Source organism: Janthinobacterium sp. Ant5-2-1, assembly GCF_001445815.1.
Lineage (GTDB): Bacteria > Pseudomonadota > Gammaproteobacteria > Burkholderiales > Burkholderiaceae_D > Janthinobacterium > Janthinobacterium lividum_E.
This window is the reverse complement of record NZ_LNCE01000016.1, coordinates 66,730-84,979: the sequence shown is the minus strand read 5'-3', so window position 1 is coordinate 84,979 and position 18,250 is coordinate 66,730. Positions and strand designations below refer to the sequence as shown.

At 62.7% G+C, this 18,250-nt stretch carries 21 protein-coding genes and 4 tRNA genes; 8 read left to right on the top strand and 17 right to left on the bottom strand.

Annotated elements, in window-relative coordinates; genetic code table 11:
• Positions 1 to 2: 2 nt before the first annotated feature.
• The 10 genes from ASN89_RS06285 to ASN89_RS06245 form a co-directional block, all read right to left on the bottom strand.
• A complete protein-coding gene (locus ASN89_RS06285) occupies positions 3 to 515 on the bottom strand; it encodes a DUF1993 domain-containing protein (RefSeq protein WP_235501889.1) in 513 nt (170 codons plus the stop codon).
• Positions 512 to 976: a hypothetical protein gene (locus ASN89_RS06280; protein ID WP_058048653.1), complete on the bottom strand. Its 465-nt coding sequence runs from the start codon at positions 974 to 976 to the stop codon at positions 512 to 514. Before ASN89_RS06280 ends, ASN89_RS06285 begins: the two co-directional genes overlap by 4 nt.
• 89 nt (positions 977 to 1,065) lie before the next feature.
• Positions 1,066 to 1,815: an alpha/beta hydrolase family esterase gene (locus tag ASN89_RS06275; RefSeq protein WP_235501894.1), complete on the bottom strand. Its 750-nt coding sequence runs from the start codon at positions 1,813 to 1,815 to the stop codon at positions 1,066 to 1,068.
• A complete protein-coding gene (locus ASN89_RS29415; protein ID WP_235501888.1) occupies positions 1,721 to 1,948 on the bottom strand; it encodes a hypothetical protein in 228 nt (75 codons plus the stop codon). The genes ASN89_RS06275 and ASN89_RS29415 overlap by 95 nt, the downstream gene beginning before the upstream one ends.
• A 72-nt stretch (positions 1,949 to 2,020) precedes the next feature.
• On the bottom strand, positions 2,021 to 2,356 hold the full coding sequence (locus tag ASN89_RS06270; RefSeq protein WP_058048652.1) for a hypothetical protein: 336 nt from the start codon (positions 2,354 to 2,356) through the stop codon (positions 2,021 to 2,023).
• Positions 2,357 to 2,506, bottom strand: a complete 150-nt coding sequence (locus ASN89_RS28935; protein WP_161911738.1) for a hypothetical protein — start codon at positions 2,504 to 2,506, stop codon at positions 2,357 to 2,359.
• A 5-nt stretch (positions 2,507 to 2,511) separates the two neighbouring features.
• Positions 2,512 to 3,072: a response regulator transcription factor gene (locus ASN89_RS28025; protein WP_235501887.1), complete on the bottom strand. Its 561-nt coding sequence runs from the start codon at positions 3,070 to 3,072 to the stop codon at positions 2,512 to 2,514.
• The gene (locus ASN89_RS06255; RefSeq protein WP_058048650.1) at positions 3,069 to 3,623 is read right to left on the bottom strand and encodes a GNAT family N-acetyltransferase; all 555 of its coding nucleotides are present in this window, start codon (positions 3,621 to 3,623) and stop codon (positions 3,069 to 3,071) included. The genes ASN89_RS28025 and ASN89_RS06255 overlap by 4 nt, the downstream gene beginning before the upstream one ends.
• A gap of 15 nt (positions 3,624 to 3,638) precedes the next feature.
• A complete protein-coding gene (locus ASN89_RS06250) occupies positions 3,639 to 3,986 on the bottom strand; it encodes an SMI1/KNR4 family protein (RefSeq protein WP_058048649.1) in 348 nt (115 codons plus the stop codon).
• Entirely contained in the window at positions 3,983 to 4,546 is a 564-nt protein-coding gene (locus ASN89_RS06245) for a GNAT family N-acetyltransferase (RefSeq protein WP_058048648.1), read from the bottom strand. The genes ASN89_RS06250 and ASN89_RS06245 overlap by 4 nt, the downstream gene beginning before the upstream one ends.
• A 138-nt stretch (positions 4,547 to 4,684) precedes the next feature.
• Between ASN89_RS06245 and ASN89_RS06240 the strand changes: the two genes are divergently transcribed.
• The 4 genes from ASN89_RS06240 to ASN89_RS06225 all read left to right on the top strand — a co-directional run bounded on the left by ASN89_RS06240 (position 4,685) and on the right by ASN89_RS06225 (position 8,694).
• Positions 4,685 to 6,277 (top strand): sensor domain-containing diguanylate cyclase, encoded by a 1,593-nt coding sequence (locus ASN89_RS06240; RefSeq protein WP_058048647.1) that lies wholly within the window; start codon positions 4,685 to 4,687, stop codon positions 6,275 to 6,277.
• Between the two features lie 8 nt (positions 6,278 to 6,285).
• A complete protein-coding gene (locus ASN89_RS06235) occupies positions 6,286 to 7,047 on the top strand; it encodes a CPBP family intramembrane glutamic endopeptidase (protein WP_161911737.1) in 762 nt (253 codons plus the stop codon).
• 136 nt (positions 7,048 to 7,183) lie between these two features.
• The gene (locus ASN89_RS06230) at positions 7,184 to 7,981 is read left to right on the top strand and encodes a DUF6624 domain-containing protein (protein ID WP_058048645.1); all 798 of its coding nucleotides are present in this window, start codon (positions 7,184 to 7,186) and stop codon (positions 7,979 to 7,981) included.
• Positions 7,982 to 8,187: 206 nt separating this feature from the next.
• Positions 8,188 to 8,694 (top strand): AAA family ATPase, encoded by a 507-nt coding sequence (locus tag ASN89_RS06225; RefSeq protein WP_058048644.1) that lies wholly within the window; start codon positions 8,188 to 8,190, stop codon positions 8,692 to 8,694.
• Here ASN89_RS06225 and ASN89_RS06220 read toward each other — a convergent pair.
• Together ASN89_RS06220 and ASN89_RS06215 are read right to left on the bottom strand one after the other, a co-directional pair.
• On the bottom strand, positions 8,691 to 9,836 hold the full coding sequence (locus tag ASN89_RS06220) for an alpha-hydroxy acid oxidase (RefSeq protein WP_046684055.1): 1,146 nt from the start codon (positions 9,834 to 9,836) through the stop codon (positions 8,691 to 8,693). The genes ASN89_RS06225 and ASN89_RS06220 overlap by 4 nt on opposite strands.
• 82 nt (positions 9,837 to 9,918) lie before the next feature.
• A complete protein-coding gene (locus ASN89_RS06215; RefSeq protein WP_058048643.1) occupies positions 9,919 to 10,878 on the bottom strand; it encodes a phytanoyl-CoA dioxygenase family protein in 960 nt (319 codons plus the stop codon).
• Positions 10,879 to 10,993: 115 nt separating this feature from the next.
• On the opposite strand from ASN89_RS06215, the gene ASN89_RS06210 reads away from it, so the two are divergent.
• Entirely contained in the window at positions 10,994 to 11,869 is an 876-nt protein-coding gene (locus ASN89_RS06210; protein ID WP_058048642.1) for a helix-turn-helix domain-containing protein, read from the top strand.
• A gap of 55 nt (positions 11,870 to 11,924) precedes the next feature.
• On the opposite strand, the gene ASN89_RS06205 is transcribed toward ASN89_RS06210, so the two are convergent.
• The 4 genes from ASN89_RS06205 to ASN89_RS06190 form a co-directional block, all read right to left on the bottom strand.
• Positions 11,925 to 12,001 (bottom strand) — tRNA-Arg (locus ASN89_RS06205).
• A gap of 160 nt (positions 12,002 to 12,161) precedes the next feature.
• A tRNA-Arg gene (locus ASN89_RS06200) sits at positions 12,162 to 12,238 on the bottom strand.
• A gap of 78 nt (positions 12,239 to 12,316) precedes the next feature.
• Positions 12,317 to 12,393, bottom strand: a tRNA-Arg gene (locus tag ASN89_RS06195).
• 82 nt (positions 12,394 to 12,475) lie between these two features.
• Positions 12,476 to 12,552, bottom strand: a tRNA-Arg gene (locus ASN89_RS06190).
• A gap of 428 nt (positions 12,553 to 12,980) precedes the next feature.
• Between ASN89_RS06190 and ASN89_RS06185 the strand changes: the two genes are divergently transcribed.
• Positions 12,981 to 15,488, top strand: a complete 2,508-nt coding sequence (locus ASN89_RS06185) for an ATP-binding protein (protein ID WP_058048641.1) — start codon at positions 12,981 to 12,983, stop codon at positions 15,486 to 15,488.
• A 305-nt stretch (positions 15,489 to 15,793) separates the two neighbouring features.
• Positions 15,794 to 16,777 carry a diguanylate cyclase domain-containing protein gene (locus tag ASN89_RS06180; RefSeq protein ID WP_046684051.1) on the top strand — a complete coding sequence of 328 codons (984 nt, stop codon included), beginning with the start codon at positions 15,794 to 15,796 and terminating at the stop codon, positions 16,775 to 16,777.
• A 74-nt stretch (positions 16,778 to 16,851) separates the two neighbouring features.
• Here ASN89_RS06180 and ASN89_RS06175 read toward each other — a convergent pair whose 3' ends face one another.
• Complete coding sequence (locus ASN89_RS06175) at positions 16,852 to 17,247, bottom strand: hypothetical protein (protein ID WP_034754991.1); 396 nt, start codon at positions 17,245 to 17,247, stop codon at positions 16,852 to 16,854.
• A gap of 282 nt (positions 17,248 to 17,529) precedes the next feature.
• Here ASN89_RS06175 and ASN89_RS06170 point away from each other — a divergent pair, with 282 nt between their 5' ends.
• Positions 17,530 to 18,243 (top strand): sensor histidine kinase, encoded by a 714-nt coding sequence (locus ASN89_RS06170; RefSeq protein ID WP_046684050.1) that lies wholly within the window; start codon positions 17,530 to 17,532, stop codon positions 18,241 to 18,243.
• Positions 18,244 to 18,250 lie beyond the last annotated feature (7 nt).

The window sequence follows — 18,250 nt, the reverse complement described above, 5'->3', positions numbered from 1 at the left end:
TATTACGACGCGGCCGGCGTCTCGAATGAAAATCCCGGCGCATACGCGTGATAACCGTCGAAATCGCCCTTGCCGATGGCGGCTCCCTGGCTGCGCGCAATCGCATACGCCATGCTGAAGTGGAAGTAGAAATTCGGCAAAATATACAAATTCAGGTATTCACCGGCTGGCAGCGCGATGTCGGCAAAGCCGGCGCGGTCGCGGCAGATGCGTTCGGGCGGCCCGTCAAAACGCTCCACAGGTATGGCCTTGAGATAGAGCATGGTGTGCGCGATCTGCTCCTGCAGGCTGGCGGCGGCGCTGAAATCAACCACGTCCAGCCCCGCCAGCGGGCAGCAGCCGCGCAGGGAAAAGCTCACGGCCGCGCGCACCTGCTGGGCAAATGGCAGCATGTCCGGGTGCAAACGCGCCGCCAACATGTGCGGCGCGGTACCGGTCTTGTCAAGCATGGCGGAAAGCTGCGCCAGCGAGCGGCAAAAGATGGTGACGGGGTTGATCTGCATCGCGTCCGTCATGACAAGCCCTCCTGTGCGGCAACCTGCTTCAACACGCGGATCAGCCGGCGTTCATGGCGGCCCACGGCGTCCCAGTCCCATGCGTCGGCCGGACCGAATTCCGGGTAATGGCGCTGCCATTTTTCCGCACGTTTCTGGGAATTGGCACCCACATTCGAGTCCGGGCCCTTGCCGCTGGACAAGCGCAGGTACACCCGGATGACGCCCCAGCCTTCGCAGACGTAACGGTACGTGAGGCCGTCGCACTGGGCCGGGTCGAGCGCGATACGGCGCGGGGCAAAGTGCCCGGCCATGTCGGGGTAATAAACGGCCAGCAGCACGCAGCTGTCGCCTTCGGCCTCCAGTTTGGCCGCATATGCGCACAGCTCGGCAGGCGAGTGGAAATGCAGCGCTTCCCGTTCCGCCTCCGAATACGCCTGCGCCACGGCCGCGCCAGGCTTGGCAAAGATTGCCTCGGCCATGGCCGCGATACCTGCTGTTGATAATGCCACTGTGCCTGCCTTTCCTGTCGCCCGATGATTGCGTCACGCGCCGCCATCCTAGCATGGCGTCAACGGCGATGGCGGCTGAAAAATGCCCAAATCACCTCATTCGCATCAATGGCGCGCGTGGTCTTGCCGATGGGCAGGCCGATATTGAAGGCATCGGCGCCCGGCCACGTGTGGCCGCCGTCCTTGACACTGATCAAGGCAACGCTGGCGCCACCAGCACCGCTCCCCTGCTCCAGCCAGCTCACTTGCGTGGCATCGCCAGCAGGGCCAGGAAGCAGGCGCGGCTGCGGCGTGGCGCCGTCGATGCCGTTGTGCTTGCGCCAGTAATCGAACGTGCCCTGCGCCGACAGGTAGCTGGCGGCCTTGCCTTCATGCAGCACGACCTTGTCGGCCGTCCCTTGTATCAACAGCATGCCGATCTTGCCGCGCTGCTGATGGTGCTGTACCACGGGTTCCTGCATGGGCGCGCCCACCGAGGCGACGGCGGCGAACTGCTGCGGCAGCTCGGCCGCCAGGCGCAGGGCAAAGAAACCGCCGCGCGACAGGTCCGTCGCATACGCGCGCTGGTCATCGATGCGGTAATCCTGCTTGAGTTTACTTAACATGGCTTGCGTGAAACCGACATCGTCCGTGCCCGCCAGGTAATCCATGCCGAAACCCACGTTCCAGTCCTGCCTGATGCCTTGTGGATACACAACGATGAACTGGTGCCATTCAGCCGTCTTGTTCATCTGCGTGTACAGCATTTGTTCCGCCATGCTCATGCCGCCGCCATGGAAATTGAAGACGACGGGAAAGACTTGCTGCAGCGCGCTGTCGTAGGCGGGGGGGCGTATAGACGATGTAGCGGCGCTTGCCTTTCTTGTGTTGCAGCGATTGCAGCTGGGCCAGCGCGGATGTGCACAGGCAGGACAGGATGAGCAGGCTGATGGCGATTTTCATGGGCTTCCCTTCAAGTAAAAGAGCAGCCAGCATAAACAGGACGAGGTGAAATCGCGGTGAAATCCGCTGACTTTATTGCGCCTGGGTGGGAACGATAGCGACACGGTATTGCGTCGCGCCGGGGTGGAACGCAATGTCCCAGCGCATGGCTTGTGCCAGGCGCAGCAACAGGTTCTGGCCATGCGCGAAACCCTGGACGCGCGGTGGCTGCCCAGCCTGCACGATATTGACGATGTTCAGGTGGCCTTGCGCAAACGCAATGCTGATGCGGCAATCAGGACCGCCATGGAACAAGGCATTCGCCAGGCAATTATTGATGAGCAACATGACCAGTTGCGGGTTGCCAACCACCTCCAGCCGCTCGGGCAAGTCCAGGGACAGCAGGCATTGCTCTATGCAGCCGCGCAACTACACCGCTGCGCCTGGCAACTGTTCGGCCCGAGCCAGCGCAAACAGCACGTCGATGGTGGCACGCATCTCGTCCGTGGATTGCCGCAGCTGCGCCTGCTCCTGTCCGCCCAGGGGCTGCGCATCGGCCAGCGCCAAGGTGTTGTGCATCAAGGTCAGCGGCCTGCGCAATTCATGGCTGACGTCGCGGGTGAATGCCTGTTCGCGCTGCAACACCGCCTGCAGTTCGGCAAAGGTGGTTTCCAGGCGGCGCGCCAGGAAACCGATCTCGTCGGGACGGTGTCGCTCGCTGAAATGGACGGCGCTGCCGGACGCCAGCTGGCGCGCTTCCCGGGCAGGCGCTGCAAGGGCAGCACCAGACGCCGCGCCAGCGCTTCGCAGCGCAAGGTCACTTCGCGCAAGTCGAACGGCTTGGGCAGGTAATCGTCGACGCCGTCGCGGAAGCCCCGTGCCTTGTCTCCATAAGAGTCGCGCGCCGTCAGCATCAAAATCGGCACATTGCTGGGCGCGGCCGCCTTGATGGCGCGGCACACTTGCAAGCCATCCATGTCGGGCAGGTTCAGGTCCAGCAGCACCACGTCATACCTGTTGCACGTGGCCAATTGCACGGCCAGCGCGCCCGTGCCCGCATGGTCCGTCTGCCAACCCAGGCCGTCGAGGAAGTCGAGCACCTGGCGTGCGATGGCCAGGTGGTCTTCCACCAGCAGTATGCTCAAGGAAAGTTTATTCGCCAAACGCCGGCGATGCGCGCATACAGCCAGAAGTTGCCTGATTTTCCGCGAATTTGCCGGTAGCAGCGCAGATAGCCTTCGCGTTCGAAATCACAGCGCTCGAGCACGCGGATCGAGCGTTCATTGCTCTCCAGCACAGTCGCCTGGATGCGCAGCAAGCCCAGGCGCTGGAAGCCCCAGTCCACGACCGACGCGGCGATGGACGTGGCCACGCCCTGCCCCCATACGGCGGGAGAAAGATCGTAGGCAATCTCCGCCGTGCGGTGCTGCGGGGAAACGGCATTGAAGCCGATGGTGCCCACCAACTGGCCGCCCTCGCGCAGCACGATGGCCAGGCGGATGGAGGACGCTGGCTGGGCCGATGCATAATCATCGAAATTGGCCTGCAGATCGTCGACGCAACGCAAGTCCCAGCTCGTGTGCTCCACGACAACAGGATCGGCCAGGTAGGCATACCAGGCGGGCGCGTCGCTGCGTTCCAGGTGGCGAAAACTCACCAATGGATGGGCTGAAACGGGTAAATCGGCAGTTTTCATCGCTTGGCATTCCCCTCAGTCCAGCGGGCAATCGGCGGCCAGCCAGGATGTAAAATCATCGGCGGCCACCTCGAAATCGTCGCGGTGCATGGAACCGTGCCCGACCAGATACACGGCGCGGTCGCCGCCATCGAGCGCCAGCATGACGGCGCGCCCGCCGCTGTCGTCGCCGATGGTCATGTACCCGGGACAGGATTGCAGCGTGTCATACGTTTCGTTGCGCTCCATTAAACTTTCCACGCCGTACAGTAATACCTGTTCACCGCGCATGTCTTCTTGCCAGCCCTGCAGAAAGCGCAGGTAGTACGCCGGCAAGGCGTGGCCCAGCCAGCGCTCGAGCGCTTCGATAGCTGGCCCGCTCACGCGGCGCTCTTGCGCCGCGCTTCCCACTCGCGCCGCAGCAAGCCGTACAGGGCCGTATCGCTGACGTGGCCTCCGACGATCCAGCGTTCGGGCAAGAAACCTTCCTGCTTGAAACCCTGGCGTTCCAGGGCGCTGGCCGAAGCCGTATTGAGCGGGTCGATATCGGCTTCCAGGCGGTTCAGGTCGCGCTCGATGAACGCGTATTCCAGCAACGCCGACAAGGCTTCCTGCATATAGCCCTTGCCCCAATGCGGGCGCGCCAGCGCATAGCCGATTTCGGCACGGCGGTTCTGGCGGTGCTCGGAAAACAGGCTGCAGCTGCCCATATATTCGCCCGTCGCCTTCAGCGTGACGGCGAAGCGAAAGAATTCCTCGCTCTCGAAAGCGGCGATGTCCTCGGCAAGCTTGCGCGTGGCGATGCTGGCATCTTGCCATGGCGGCTCGCTGAAATAGCGCATCACTTCGGGATCGGCATGCATGGTGAAGAAGGCCGCTTCATCCGATGGTTGCGGTTTGCGCAGGATCAGGCGCTCGGTGGTGATGGTTTTCGTGTAGGCCATGCAACTCCAATCAAAGGTTCAAAGGGCAATGCATATTATTCCATGCAACTATAACGATGTGGCAACTTTGTGGCTTTGCTTTTTAATGTAGTATGGCAATATTTCACCATATCATAGATGCAACTTCATGATCCGCCTATGCACGCAGTAAAAGAAGCAGCACCTACCCACGCCGTCCCGGCGCAGCCTGAGATCTTGAGCAAGCACAAGCGGCCAGTGATCGTCTGGGCCAGCGTCGGCTTCTTTTGCATGTGCGCCATGCTGCTTGGCATGACTGTCTGGATCGTCTGGTCTTCGCGCGAAGTGCGCTTGCACGAAGCGAAGTCGACGACGCAACACATGGCGCGCACCCTGGCTACGCAAGCGTACATGGAACTGGAAGTGGCCGATGTGATGCTGGAAGATATCGTCGAGCACATCCGCAACGAAGGCAATAATGACGCGACCGGCGAGCGGCTGCAATCGCATCTGCAGCAGCTGTCGAAGAATATCGTGGAAATTGCCGGCGTCTTCATTTTTGACAGCCAAGGAGACTGGCTGGCCAGCTCGTCCGGCGCCGGGCAGGACGGCAACAATGCGGACCGCGATTACTTCATTTATCACAAGACGCAGGCGCAGCTGGGCAGCCGTATCAGCGCGCCCGTGCGCAGCAAATCCAGCGGGCAATGGGTCTTGCCCGTATCGCGCCGTGTGGAATTGGCGGACGGCTCCTTTGCCGGCGTGGTGCTGGTCACCCTGGGGCTCGCCTCCTTCGAACGCATCTACGATAGCCTCAACCTTGGCAAGACGGGCACGGCCTTCTTTGCCCTCGATGACGGTACCTTGATCTACCGCCGTCCGTTCCAGACCAATGTCATCGGCATGGATATTTCGTCGGGCGCACTGTTGCGCGCCTACCGCGAAAAAGGGCCGGTCGGCACGGCCATGATGACGGCGAAGGTGGATGAAATCGAGCGGCTGTACAGCTATCGCCACTTGGAACGCTTTCCCGTCATCGTTGCGGCGGGCTTGTCGAAGGAAGATATCTTCGCCGAGTGGCAACGCTTGAGCATGCAAATCGTGCTGGCGTCGCTGGCCGCAGGCGCGGCGCTGATCTATCTGTTCCGCAAGCTGATGCGGCAAATTGCCGTACGCGACCGTATCGAGGCCAGCCTGCGCGTGGCCACGACGGAGTTGCAACTCGCGAATGCGGACCTGGCGGCGCGGGCCTCGCAGGACGGCTTGACGGGACTGGCCAACCGCCGCTGTTTCGACGAGACCCTGGCGCATGAATTGAAACGCGCCCAGCGCGGCGGGCACGCGGTGTCGCTGATCATGCTCGACGTGGATTTCTTCAAGAAATTCAACGACCAGTATGGCCACGTGGCGGGCGATGCATGCCTGCAGGCAGTTTCCGGCGCCGTGGCGCGCAGCGTCGGCCGGGCCGAAGACCTGGCGGCCCGCTATGGCGGCGAAGAGTTCGCCGTGATCATGCCCGGCACGGGCGCGGCGGGCGCGCTGGACGTCGCGGAAGCCATCCGCTCGGCCGTGGAAGCCTTGCAGATTCCCCACGCGGCCAGCGCAAACGGTGTCGTGACCGTCAGCCTGGGCGCGGCCACGCTCCAGCCCGGCCAAGATAAACGCAGCGACAGCAGCGACAGCAGCGAGCTGATACGCGAGGCCGATGCCTTGCTGTACCAGTCGAAAAACACGGGCCGCAACCGCGTCAGCGGCGGCGCACCAATAGCATGAGGCCGCTTATGTCCGGAAAAAGAATTGCCCTCACCATGCCGCTGTCCCTCATCGCACTGGCCGTCTGGCTGGGCTTGAGCATGGGCGGCCGCTGGCTGGAAGCCGCCGGCTACGCCTTGCCGGGCGCAGCCGTCACGGGCCGTATCGGCCTGTCGTGGGCGCTGGCCGCAGTGTTCGCGCTGGCGCTGCTGCTGGCGTCAAGCCGGCCCCGCGAAGCGGGCCTGGGCGCGCCGCAGCCCTGGAAATCGCTGTGGCTCGTCTGCCCTCCCCTGCTGTATGCGCTGCTGATGCTGTTGCTGGCCTGGGCCGGCGGCTGGCCGCAGCCGCGCGTGCTGCTGATCGTGGCGTGCAATGCGGCGCTGGTGGCCATCTCGGAAGAACTGATGTTCCGCGCCATCTTGTTGCAGGGCATGCTGGACCGCTACGCCGTCTGGCCGGCCGTGCTGATTTCCTCGGCGCTGTTCGGCTTGGCCCACACGGCCAACGGCTTGGCCACGGGCGACGTCAGCGGCGCCTTGTGGCAAGCCGTGGCCGCCGCCTTGCAGGGCGTCGGCTATGCGGCCATCCGCCTGCGCACCCGCTCCATCTGGCCGATGGTGCTCGTGCATGGCCTGTGGGACTACGCGCTGGTGACGGCCACCTTGCCCAACCCGGCCGAAGACGGCGCGTCCATCTTGCCGTACATCGCCCTGCTGGCCGTGCTGCCCCTGTGCCTGTACGGCGTCTACCTGCTGCGCCCCAGCCAGCGCGCGACCATCTTGCAAGCATAAGGAATCCGCATGGCGTTTTTTTCACGTGACTACGACGTATTCCCGCTGCTGGCCGCGCCCGGTGCGGCGCCGCTGTGGCAGGCGGCGCAATGGACGCGCATTGAACTGACGCCACACCTATCCTGATCGGACTCCCATGCGACACCTGCTTTGCGTCACCCTGCTCTGCTTCAGCAACCACGCGGGTGCCTTTGAACTGAGCGGCACCATCCGCAGCAACGGTGCGCCGCTGCCGCAAGCCATCAGCATCGTTGCCGAGCGCATGCACGGCGAGCCGCAGATACATGGCACGGTCGAAAATGGCCGCTACCGCATCGACGTGCCGGAAGGCACCTTGCTGGCGCTGGTCGCGCGGGCGCCGCAATGGGAAGCGGAACCGAGGCTCATCCACGACGCCGCCACGGCGGGCGCGCCGGATATCCTGCTGTATGGGACGGCGGTGCCGGAAGCGGCGATGGCGCAGGAATTGCTGGCCATGGAAAAGGAAGACGTGGCCGCACGCACGGATTGGCCGGCAACAGGTGCCGACCTGCAGGCACGGCAGCGCATGCGCGAGACGGATGCGAGGAACGAAGCGCGGCTGCGCCACATCATCGCCAGCAAGGGATGGCCCACGCAAACAATGGTCGGTTACAAGGCGGCGGCCAGCGCATGGCTGATCGCCCAGCACGGCTCGGACGCCTTCCTCAAAAGCAGCCTGGCGCTGATGCGCGCGGCGGCCGCGCAAGGCGAAATCACGCCGTCCAGGCTGGCACTGGCGATCGACCGCGACTTGACCAATGACAAACTGCCGCAACTGTACGGCAGCCAGTTCCAGACGGGCAGCGACGGCAAGAGCGTCGCTTTCCCCATCGCCGATCCGCAGCATCTGGAGCAGCGCCGCGCCAGCGTGGGATTGGAGCCGTTTGCGCAGTACCGGCAATTCTTCGAATAGGCACCGGCATTGACAAGGCCGCCCATCGCATGGCATCGTTACGCCATGCAATCGCCATTCCCTCCCCTGCCCTCCATTATTGCCGCCATTCCAACGATGGTGGCTTAGCAGCAGTGTGATTGCCAAAGCCGCCTGAGGGGCGGCTTTGATGTGCAGTCACTGGTCAAACCGTCTCGCAGGCTTCATTTCTTTTTTAGCGAGCGACCATGACCCCGACTTCCAGCACCAACGCTTCCCCCACCCTGCACCTCGTCTGCGGCAAGATAGCCTCCGGAAAATCCACTTTGACCAGCCGGCTTGCGCAAGCGCCGCACACGGTGCGCATCAGCGAAGACACTTTATTGGCGCAGCTGTATCCGGGCCAGATCGCCAGCCTGGCCGACTACGTGGCATGCGCGGCACGGCTGCGCGCGGCCATCGCCCCCTTGGCCCTGCAGATGCTGCGGGCGGGCGTGTCCGTCGTGCTCGATTTTCCCGCGAATACGCCGGCCAGCCGCGCCTGGATGCGCGCACTGTTCCAGCAGGCAGGCACGCCGCACGTGCTGCATTACCTGGACGTTTCGGACGAAGAATGCAAGGCGCGCTTGCGCCAGCGCAATGAAAGCAGGCTGCACCCGTTCTCCACCAGCGACGCGCAATTTGATGAAATCACGCGCCACTTCGTGCCGCCCGACTCTTCGGAGGGCTTTCACATCGTGCGGATTGCCGCTTAAAACGTGCCCGGCAGCAGGATCTTTTTGTCCACCTGCTGCAAGTCGCGCAAGCCGCAAAAGGCCATCGTCAGGTCCAGTTCGTTGCGGATGATGTCCAGGCATTTGGTCACGCCCGGCCCGCCCATGGCGCCCAGGCCGTATAAAAACGGGCGGCCGATGTACACGCCTTTTGCGCCCAGGGCCACGGCCTTGATCACGTCCTGGCCCGAGCGGATGCCGCCATCCATGTGCACTTCGATCTGGCTGCCGACGGCGTCGACGATGGCGGGCAAGGCTTCGATCGACGATTGCGCGCCATCGAGCTGGCGCCCGCCGTGGTTCGAAACGATCAGCGCGTCAGCGCCGCTTGCCACGGCCAGGCGCGCGTCTTCCGGGTCCATGATGCCTTTGATGATCAGTTTGCCGCCCCAGCGCTGCTTGATCCATTCCACGTCCGCCCACGACAGGCTGAGGTCGAACTGCTGCTGCGTCCAGGCCGACAACGACGACATGTCGGACACGGACGTGGCGTGGCCGACGATGTTGCCAAAACCGCGGCGTTTCGTGCCCAGCATGCCCGCCACCCAGCGCGGCTTGGTGGCCATGTTGAGGATATTCGGAATCGTCAATTTCGGCGGCGCCGACAGGCCGTTGCGCAAGTCCTTGTGGCGCTGGCCCAGCACCTGCAAGTCCAGGGTCAACACGAGCGCGCCGCATTTCGCCGCCTTGGCGCGGTCGATCAGGCGGTTGATAAATTCGCGGTCCTTCATCACGTACAGCTGGAACCAGAACGGTTTCGTCGTGTTCGCCGCCACGTCCTCGATCGAGCAGATGCTCATGGTCGACAGGGTAAACGGCACGCCGAAGCGCTCGGCCGCCTGGGCCGCGAGGATTTCGCCATCCGCATGCTGCATGCCCGTCAGGCCCGTGGGCGACAGGGCCACCGGCATCGCCACGTGCTGGCCCACCATGGTCGAAGCCAGGCTGCGGTTTTCCAGGTTGACGGCCACGCGCTGGCGGAATTTGATCTTGGCGAAATCGCTGTTGTTGGCGCGGTACGTCGATTCCGTCCAGGAGCCGGAATCGGCGTAGTCGTAAAACATGCGCGGCACCCGTTTCTGGGCCAGCACGCGCAAGTCTTCGATGCTGGTGATGATACTCATGCGTTTCCTCGGTCGATGGCAAGTCGAACCATGATCGTGCATTTGCCTGCAATTGTCTATCCGGCAGGCAATGCCGCCACGCTTACCAAGCGCGCGCGCCGAGAATTTTCTCGCCCAGTTCAGTCAACTGTGCCTGCGGATAGCGCCGGCTTTCCTTTTCCTCGGGGTCGCCGGGAAACGCATAGCCTTGCGGCGCGCTGCGCTCGCGCCAGCTTTGCACCCGCCAGTCGCGCAGCGACTGATTGTCTTCCTGCGCTGGCGTAAAGGAGATGTATTGCGCCAGGCGCACCTGGTCCGTCGACGTGTTCGGGCGGATGCCGTGCGCCAGCAGGCTGTTGAAGATCAGCAGCTCCCCTTTCTTCATGGCGATGAATTCCATCGGATACGGCACCGTCGCCAAGTCCGGCTGCCATGGATTGCGGTCCGCCGGCACCGTCTTGCGCCACGCCAGCAAGTTGTTGAACAGTTCCGGATAGCATTGAAAACCGCCGCTCTCGGGCGACGTATCGGACAGGGCCAACACGCCTTGCACGTTGACGGGCAGCGGGTCGAGCGTCGTATCCGCATCCCAGTGGATGAAGCCGCCAAACTTGCGCTTGCCATTGTTCGGCGTGTTCAAGTTGGCGCGGTCGATCGTCACCCACAGGTCCTCGCGATCCCAGATGTCGACAAAGGCGTCATAGACGCGCCGGGTCTGGCGGTTATCCCACAGGGTCTGGTTGTGGTAGGCCTCGACCATGCCGGAACCGTTGAGTTCTTTCATCGCGTGGTCGCGCAACTGGTCCCGGTTCCAGGTGGCGGGATCGTTCTCGTTGAGCCCCTGGAATTCCCACAGGAAATCTGTCGTACGGCGCACCTGCTCTGGCGAGACGGCATCCTTGACGATGACGTAGCCGTAGGTTTGCCAGTGCAAGAAGTCGCTGTCGGACAGCACGCGCAGCGGCAGCTGTTTCTGGATGTCGCACAACTGGGTTTGTTCCGTGTAGGCCACGGACGGGTTGCCGGGACGGTCTTCGCCGTATTGGTATCGATCTTCTTGCATCGCTGTCTCCTGTGTTGGTATGAGACGGATTGTGCTACGCCGGTGCCGCGCAAAATGCGTGCGCAGCAACCAATACTGATACTATCCTGACTATCCATATCCTCAAAACGTCACGATGACGCCTTTATTTGAACAAGTCACGATCCCGACGGGCCACTCCTGGGGCTTGCTGTGGCGCGAACTCGACGCCATTCCCTTCATCTGGCATTACCACCCGCAATTCGAACTGACCCTGACGGTCAATGCGCGCGGGCAACGCTACATCGGCGACCATCTGGGCGACTTCGAACCGGGCGACCTGGTGCTGCTGGGGCCGAATTTGCCGCACACGTGGTCGGCCAGCGAACGCATCGACAGCACGCAACCGATGCTGGCCGTCGTCGTGTGGTTTTCGCTGGAGTGGGTGGAGCAGCTGGCCGCCTGCTTTCCGGAGTTGCACAGCGTGCGGCAACTGGCCGCCCGCGCCGGCCCGGCCCTGCATTTTTCAGCGGACGCGAGCGCGCGCTGCGCCCATCAACTGCTGCAACTGAACGCCCTGCCCGTGCCGCAGCGCCTGCCGCTGCTGCTCGACGTGCTGCTGGACCTGGCCGGCGATGGCGCCGCGCGGCCGCTGGCCTCGACAGCGCAGGCGCCGGTGCATGCCGATGGACAGCAAAAGCGCATGGCAATCGTGTTTGACTTCATGCACGCGCATTTCCGGGAAGAGATCGCACTGGAGACCTTGGCGCAGCGGGCCGCCCTGTCGCTGGGCGCGTTTCACCGCTGCTTCAAGCGCCACGCGCATTGCACGCCGGGCGAGTATCTGGCGCGGCTGCGCATCGGCCGCGCCTGCCAACAGCTAATCGAAAGCAATCTGGCCATCGCCGTCATCGCGCAAGAGGCGGGCTACCGCAACCTCGCGCATTTCAACCGCCAGTTCCGTGCCGCCAAGCACGTCACGCCGCGCGCGTTTCGCCTGCAATACAGGCGCGGCGCCAACGACCTGTCGTAAATCTGTTCGGAAACGAAAAAGGGGATCAGATTTTACAATCTGACCCCCAATATTCTGGTGCGGCTGGCAGGAATTGAACCCACGACCCCTTGGTTCGTAGCCAAGTACTCTATCCAGCTGAGCTACAGCCGCCTAAGACAAGATTATAGCAGGGCTTTGCAGAATGGCAAAGGGCGTCGTGCGGATATTTCACAATTGCCCAGGCCGCCAGCATGGTCGCTGCGAAGGCGCCGTGATGACGAAAAAAAACCCGGAAAGCGAACTTTCCGGGTTTTTTCACTACTGCTAATACTGGTGCGGCTGGCAGGAATTGAACCCACGACCCCTTGGTTCGTAGCCAAGTACTCTATCCAGCTGAGCTACAGCCGCAAACTCTGACACACTTCGCCAGACGGCGCGAAGCTTGAAACTTTCATCAAAACGAAGCGAACTTCATCTTGGCAATACTGGTGCGGCTGGCAGGAATTGAACCCACGACCCCTTGGTTCGTAGCCAAGTACTCTATCCAGCTGAGCTACAGCCGCAAAACTTCTACAACATCCCATTAACAACATGGAGGTGAAACTTGTTACAACAAAACCAGGCAAAGTCTGATTTTCAGTATTCTGGTGCGGCTGGCAGGAATTGAACCCACGACCCCTTGGTTCGTAGCCAAGTACTCTATCCAGCTGAGCTACAGCCGCGCAGGCAAACATTATAGCGTATTCATTTCGCTTTGAAAAGTTCGATTTTTCAATCGCTTAGCTGATTTTGCAGAATACCGCCCCGCATGATCGACTACCTTTTCACTGCCAAAAAGCGCACGCCTTTTTATCGATGGACGCTTCTGCTTTCACAGTGGCGCCCAGCGAATCGAGAAGTTGCTGTCTCGAAAGAAGCGGGATTATAGGGACTGCTTTCCAGCCTGTCCAGTGCTATCTGCAGGCGGCGCGCAAGCGTGCGGTGGCGGCGCGCCGCTTGGGGCTACAATACCAGCCAGACAGGGGCGTTTGCGCCTCCCCTAATGCATGACGGCGGGCATTGAGCATCATGACCTATTTAACTGAGCTTAGCGGCGGCGGCCCGGCGGGGCAAGAGCCCGTGCGGCAGACTCACTGTTGCAGGATTTCCGATGGCCAAGCATGACCGCGAGCAAGACCTGCTTCCCCCATCAGCGTCGCTGAGCCTTTCCGACGAGCGCCTGTCCAATTTGCTGGAAAGTATTACCGACGGCTTTTGCCTGCTCGACCGCGACTGGACCATCCGCTACCTCAACACGCGCGGCGCCGCCATGCTGGCGCCGCAGCACGCGCCTGGCGCCAGCCTGACGGGCAAGAACCTGTGGCAAGCCTGCCCCGACCTGCACGGCACGGAACTGGAAACGCAGTACCGGCGCGCCATGGCGCAGCAGCACAGCTGCAGTTTCGAGCTGCTGTATCCGCCGCTGGGGCGCTGGCTGGAAGTGCGCATCTTCCCTTCCAGCGACGGCCTGACCACGTATATCCAGGACATCAGCCAGCGCAAGGCGGCCGAGGAAAGCTTGCGCCACAGCGAGGAAGACTTGCGCGCACTGGCCAATTCCATCCCGCAACTGGCCTGGATCGCCAGCTTCGACGGCACTATTGCCTGGTACAACCAGCGCTGGCACGACTACACGGGCACGACTGCCGAACAGATGGCGGGCGACGGCTGGAGCATCGCCTACGACGCGCAGCACCTGCCGCCCATGCTGCACGCGTGGAAGGCCGCCTTGCGTGATGGCACGCCCTTCGAAATGGAGTTCCCCATCCGTGGCGCCGACGGCCAGTACCGCTGGTTCCTGACGCGCGCCAATCCCGTGCGCGACCGGGGCGGCCAGCTGCTGCGCTGGTTTGGCACGAGTACCGACGTCGACCAGGTCAAGCGCGCGCAGGAAGCCTTGCGCGACGAAACGCGCGTGCTCGAGTTGCTCAACAATACGGGCGCGGCCCTGGCCAGCACCCTCGACTTGCCGGCCCTGCTGCAGGAAACCGTCGATGCGGCCACGCGCATCAGCGGCGCGCGCTTCGGCGCCTTTTATTATGACGATGTGGGTGAGGTCCACGACAGCGCCGCTCCCCTGCCATCGGCGCGCGCCGTCAACGGCATCAGCCTGCGCCAGGCCGACGCCGTCGCCACGGAACTGCGCCAGGGACCGGCCATGCGCCAGAACGATTTGCTGGCCGCGCCCGACGCCAGCGCCGGTGGCGCGCCGCCTTTGCGCAGCTGCCTGAGCCTGCCTGTCAGTTCGCGCTCGGGCCTGTTGCTGGGCCGCTTGCTGCTCGGCCATCCGCAGGCGGGCATGTTCAGCGCGCGCAGCGAACGCATCGTTTCGGCCATCGCGGCCCAGGCCGCCGTCGCGCTCGACAATACGCGCCTGTACGCGGCCGCCACGCGCGCTGCCGAAGAGCGCAAGATGCTGCTCGACAGCGAACGCGAGGCGCGCGCCGAAGCCGAGCGCACGAATCAGCTGAAAGATGATTTCCTCACCACCCTGTCGCACGAATTGCGCACGCCGCTGTCGGCCATCCTGGGCTGGGCGCAAGTGCTGCGGCGCGGCACGCGCGACCAGGCCGACCTGCACCGGGGCCTGCAAAGCATCGAACGCAATGCGCGCGCGCAGGCGCAACTGATCGAAGACTTGCTCGACATGAGCCGTATCACGTCCGACAAGGTGTTGCTGGACCTGCAAACGGTCGTGCCCGCCAGCATCATCGCCTCGGCCATCGAAACCCTGCGTCCGGCGGCCGACGCCAAGCACATCGCCATCCACAGCAACATCGCCAGCGATGCGGGCACCATCACGGGCGACCCCAGCCGTATCCAGCAAGTGATCTGGAACCTGCTGTCGAATGCCCTCAAATTCACGCCTCAAGGGGGGCGGGTCGAGATCGGCGTGCGCCGCGAGGCGAGCCGCCTGGCCATCACGGTGGCCGACAACGGCGTCGGCATCAAGAAAGACTTCCTGCCCCACGTGTTCGACCGCTTCCGCCAGGCCGACGCCTCCACCACGCGCCGCCATGGCGGCCTGGGGCTGGGGCTGGCGATCGTCAAGCACCTGGTGGAGCAGCATGGCGGCACGGTCACCGTCAGCAGCGCCGGCGACATGCAGGGCGCCAGCTTCACCGTGCGCCTGCCCCTGGGGACGCGGGCCGCGCCGGCGCGCCCAAGGGGCGGCGACCTGTCCGCCAGCCCTGACTTGCGCGGCGTCACGGTGCTGCTGGTCGATGACGAGGCCGATGCGCGCGAACTGACGGCGCGCATCCTGCGCGACAGCCACGCCGAAGTGCATGGCGCCGGCAGCGTGGCGCAAGCGCTGCAACTGCTGGACCAGGTGCATCCGCATGTACTGGTCAGCGACATCGGCATGCCCGACGCGGACGGTTTCGACCTGCTGGCACACATACGCGCGCACCCCTCCCCCGATGCGGCCGGTCTGCCCGCGCTGGCGCTGACGGCGTTCGCGCAACCGCAGGACCGCCAGCGGGCGCTGGCCAGCGGCTTCCAGGCCTGGGTCTCGAAACCGCTCGACCCGGCCGAACTGTTGGCGGCCGTGGCGCAACTGGCCGCAACGCGCATGCCAGCCCAGCGCCCTGAACAGGGCCGCAATACACAGCCCTAAAAAGATGATGCAAAGAAATACATAGTGCAGTACAAAATGACTATTTTCATGGGTTAGCCTTCCTACTTGCAGACGCGGCACTGTCCTACAAGCAACTAAGCCAAAGTTTGCTACACTGAAATGCAGAAGCACACCTGCACGGCAGGCTGGAGACGGCAGCCTTGGCCGGCTAGAATGGCAAAAGCGAGCTCAAGCGCTGTTGTGCGCCCTATCTTGTTGCAAGGCGCTACTATCTTTCCACTGCCGTCAACCTATCATTTGCGGTAGAAGCCAGCGTTGCATAGACCGTATAACCGAGACCTTACATGCCCAGCCAAGATGAGATTTTGAAAGCCAAAATTTTGGTCGTCGACGATTCACCCGACAATGTTGACCTGATGCTGGAAATCCTGCGCGATGCCGGCTATACCAATGTGACGGCCACCATGCGTCCGGCCCAGGTTTGCCCCCTGCACCGGGAGCATTGCTACGACCTGATCTTGCTGGATCTGCAAATGCCGGAACTCAATGGTTTCCAGGTCATGAAAGGCTTGAAGGAAATCGAGCATGGCGGCTATCTGCCCGTGCTGGCCCTGACGGCACAGCCGAGTTTCAAGATCGCCGCCCTGGAAGCGGGCGCGCGCGACTTCATCAGCAAGCCCTTCGACCTGATGGAAGTGCACAAGCGCATCCACAACATGCTGGAAGTGCGCCTGCTGTACAAGGAACTGGCGCAATACAGCAAGCAGCAGCAGGAACTGGCGCTGCACGATCCGCTGACGGGCTTGCCGAACCGGCGCCTGCTGGAGGACCGCATCGAGCATACCCTGCAGCAATCGGCGCGCAGCCGCGGCAAGTCGGCCATCCTGTACCTGGACCTGGACGGCTTCAAGGCCATCAACGACAGTTACGGCCACGGCTATGGCGATGAAATCCTGAAAATGGTGGCGGCCCGCCTGGTGGGCGCCTCGCGCAAGGAAGACACGGTAGCGCGCATCGGCGGCGACGAGTTCGTCATCGTGCTGGGCAACCTGGCCGGCAAGGGCGACGCGCGCGAACCGGCCGCCAAGCTGATCGAAGTCATTTCCGAACCCTATTTCATCAACGACCTGACATTGCGCCTGTCGACCAGCATCGGCATCGCCATCTACCCGGACGACGCGAGCACCGTCGAATCGCTGCTGGGCGCGGCCGACACGGCCCTGTACGAAGCCAAACGCGCCGGCAAGAACCGCTTTTGCTGCATCCCGCACGAGGTAATCGCCGCGCAGGTCAACATGCAGAAAAGCAGCATCCCGTCGATCGCCTGAGTTTTTACGCCACGCGGCACGCAAAAAAACCGGCAAGCCATGAGGCTTGCCGGTTTTTTCATGGGCAGGATGCTTTATTTCTTGCCAGCGGCCGCTTCATGCTGGCCCGCATGCTGGTGGTCCGTTTGTGCATCGACCGTTTCCGGCGGCACTTCGATGCGCGTGATGCCGGCATCGACGGAAATCGGGTCGCTGGCGGGGAAGGTCATTTCCACAGCGTCGTCGAGCAACTCTTCCTTGGCCCGCTCTTCGCCGCTCATGCCTTCTTCATCGGCCAGGATGGCCAGCGCACTGGCCCATTTGACGAAATTGAGATTGGCCAGTTCGCGCACGGTGTGCACGCCAAACGCTTGCTGCAAGGCCTTGGCGTCCTTCGGGCTGACGCCGCGCAGGGCGCTGATGGGCGCATTGACGATGTCGCGGAAGCTTTTGTCGGCGTATTCCTGGTCGACGATGGTATCGATATTCATGGCATGTCCTTTCGTTTCGGTAAGCGGGCCTGTGCTGCATGGAGAAAATGCATGACACCACTATGGCAGCGTGCGGCGCCCCGGTATGTGCGCAGCCGTACGTAACGGCGGGAACGGCATCTGCTGGCGCAAACGATAATATTGCCTGGCATATAAAAATGATGGAAGGAGATCAAAATTGCCGAAAAGACAGAAATTTTCCATCCATGCGCCCCGCGATGAAATCCTCATGTATGATCCACAACTTGAATTTGGTCCACCTTTCACCATTCACGGGGCGCTATGTCCGCACAAACAGATCCGAACAAGGAAACGGCCCAGGCCGATGCGGAACGCGCCGCCGATCTCAGCGAGTTGCTCGGTCATGTCAACACCAGCTGGGACAATGAACGGCGCGCCCTGTCGCGCCAGCTGCACGACAGCCTCGGCTCGTCGCTGACGGCGCTGACCATGCACTTGTCGCTGCTGACGCAAAAGATGCCGCAGGAAGCGGCCCTGCTCGACCGCGCGGCGACCATGAAGCAATTGCTGCTGAATGTGATCGAGACCAACCGCCAGATGCAGATGAAGCTGTGGAACGACAAACTCGAGTTTCTGGGCGTGAATGTGGCGCTCGGCGAGCTGGCCGCGCAATTTGCCGAACAGCACAAGATCACCGTGCGCTGCAGCCTGCCCGAAGATGAACTGATTTGCCCGCGCAACGTGGGCGTGGCCCTGCTGCGCACCCTGGAAGAAGCGCTCGGCAACATCGCCGCGCACGCCAATGCCACGCAGGTGGACATCATCATCGACGACAATGACGAAGCGCTGATGATGACCGTCAAGGATGACGGCGTGGGACTGCCAGCGAGCGAACCCGTCGAAATGAGCAAGCACGGCCTGCGTTCCGTGCGCGAGCGAGTGCATTACCTGGGAGGCACCCTGAGCCTGGCAACCAATCCGCAAGGCGGCACGGCCCTGACCGTCGTCTTGCCGCGCATTACGCCAAAAGAATAGTGTTTGC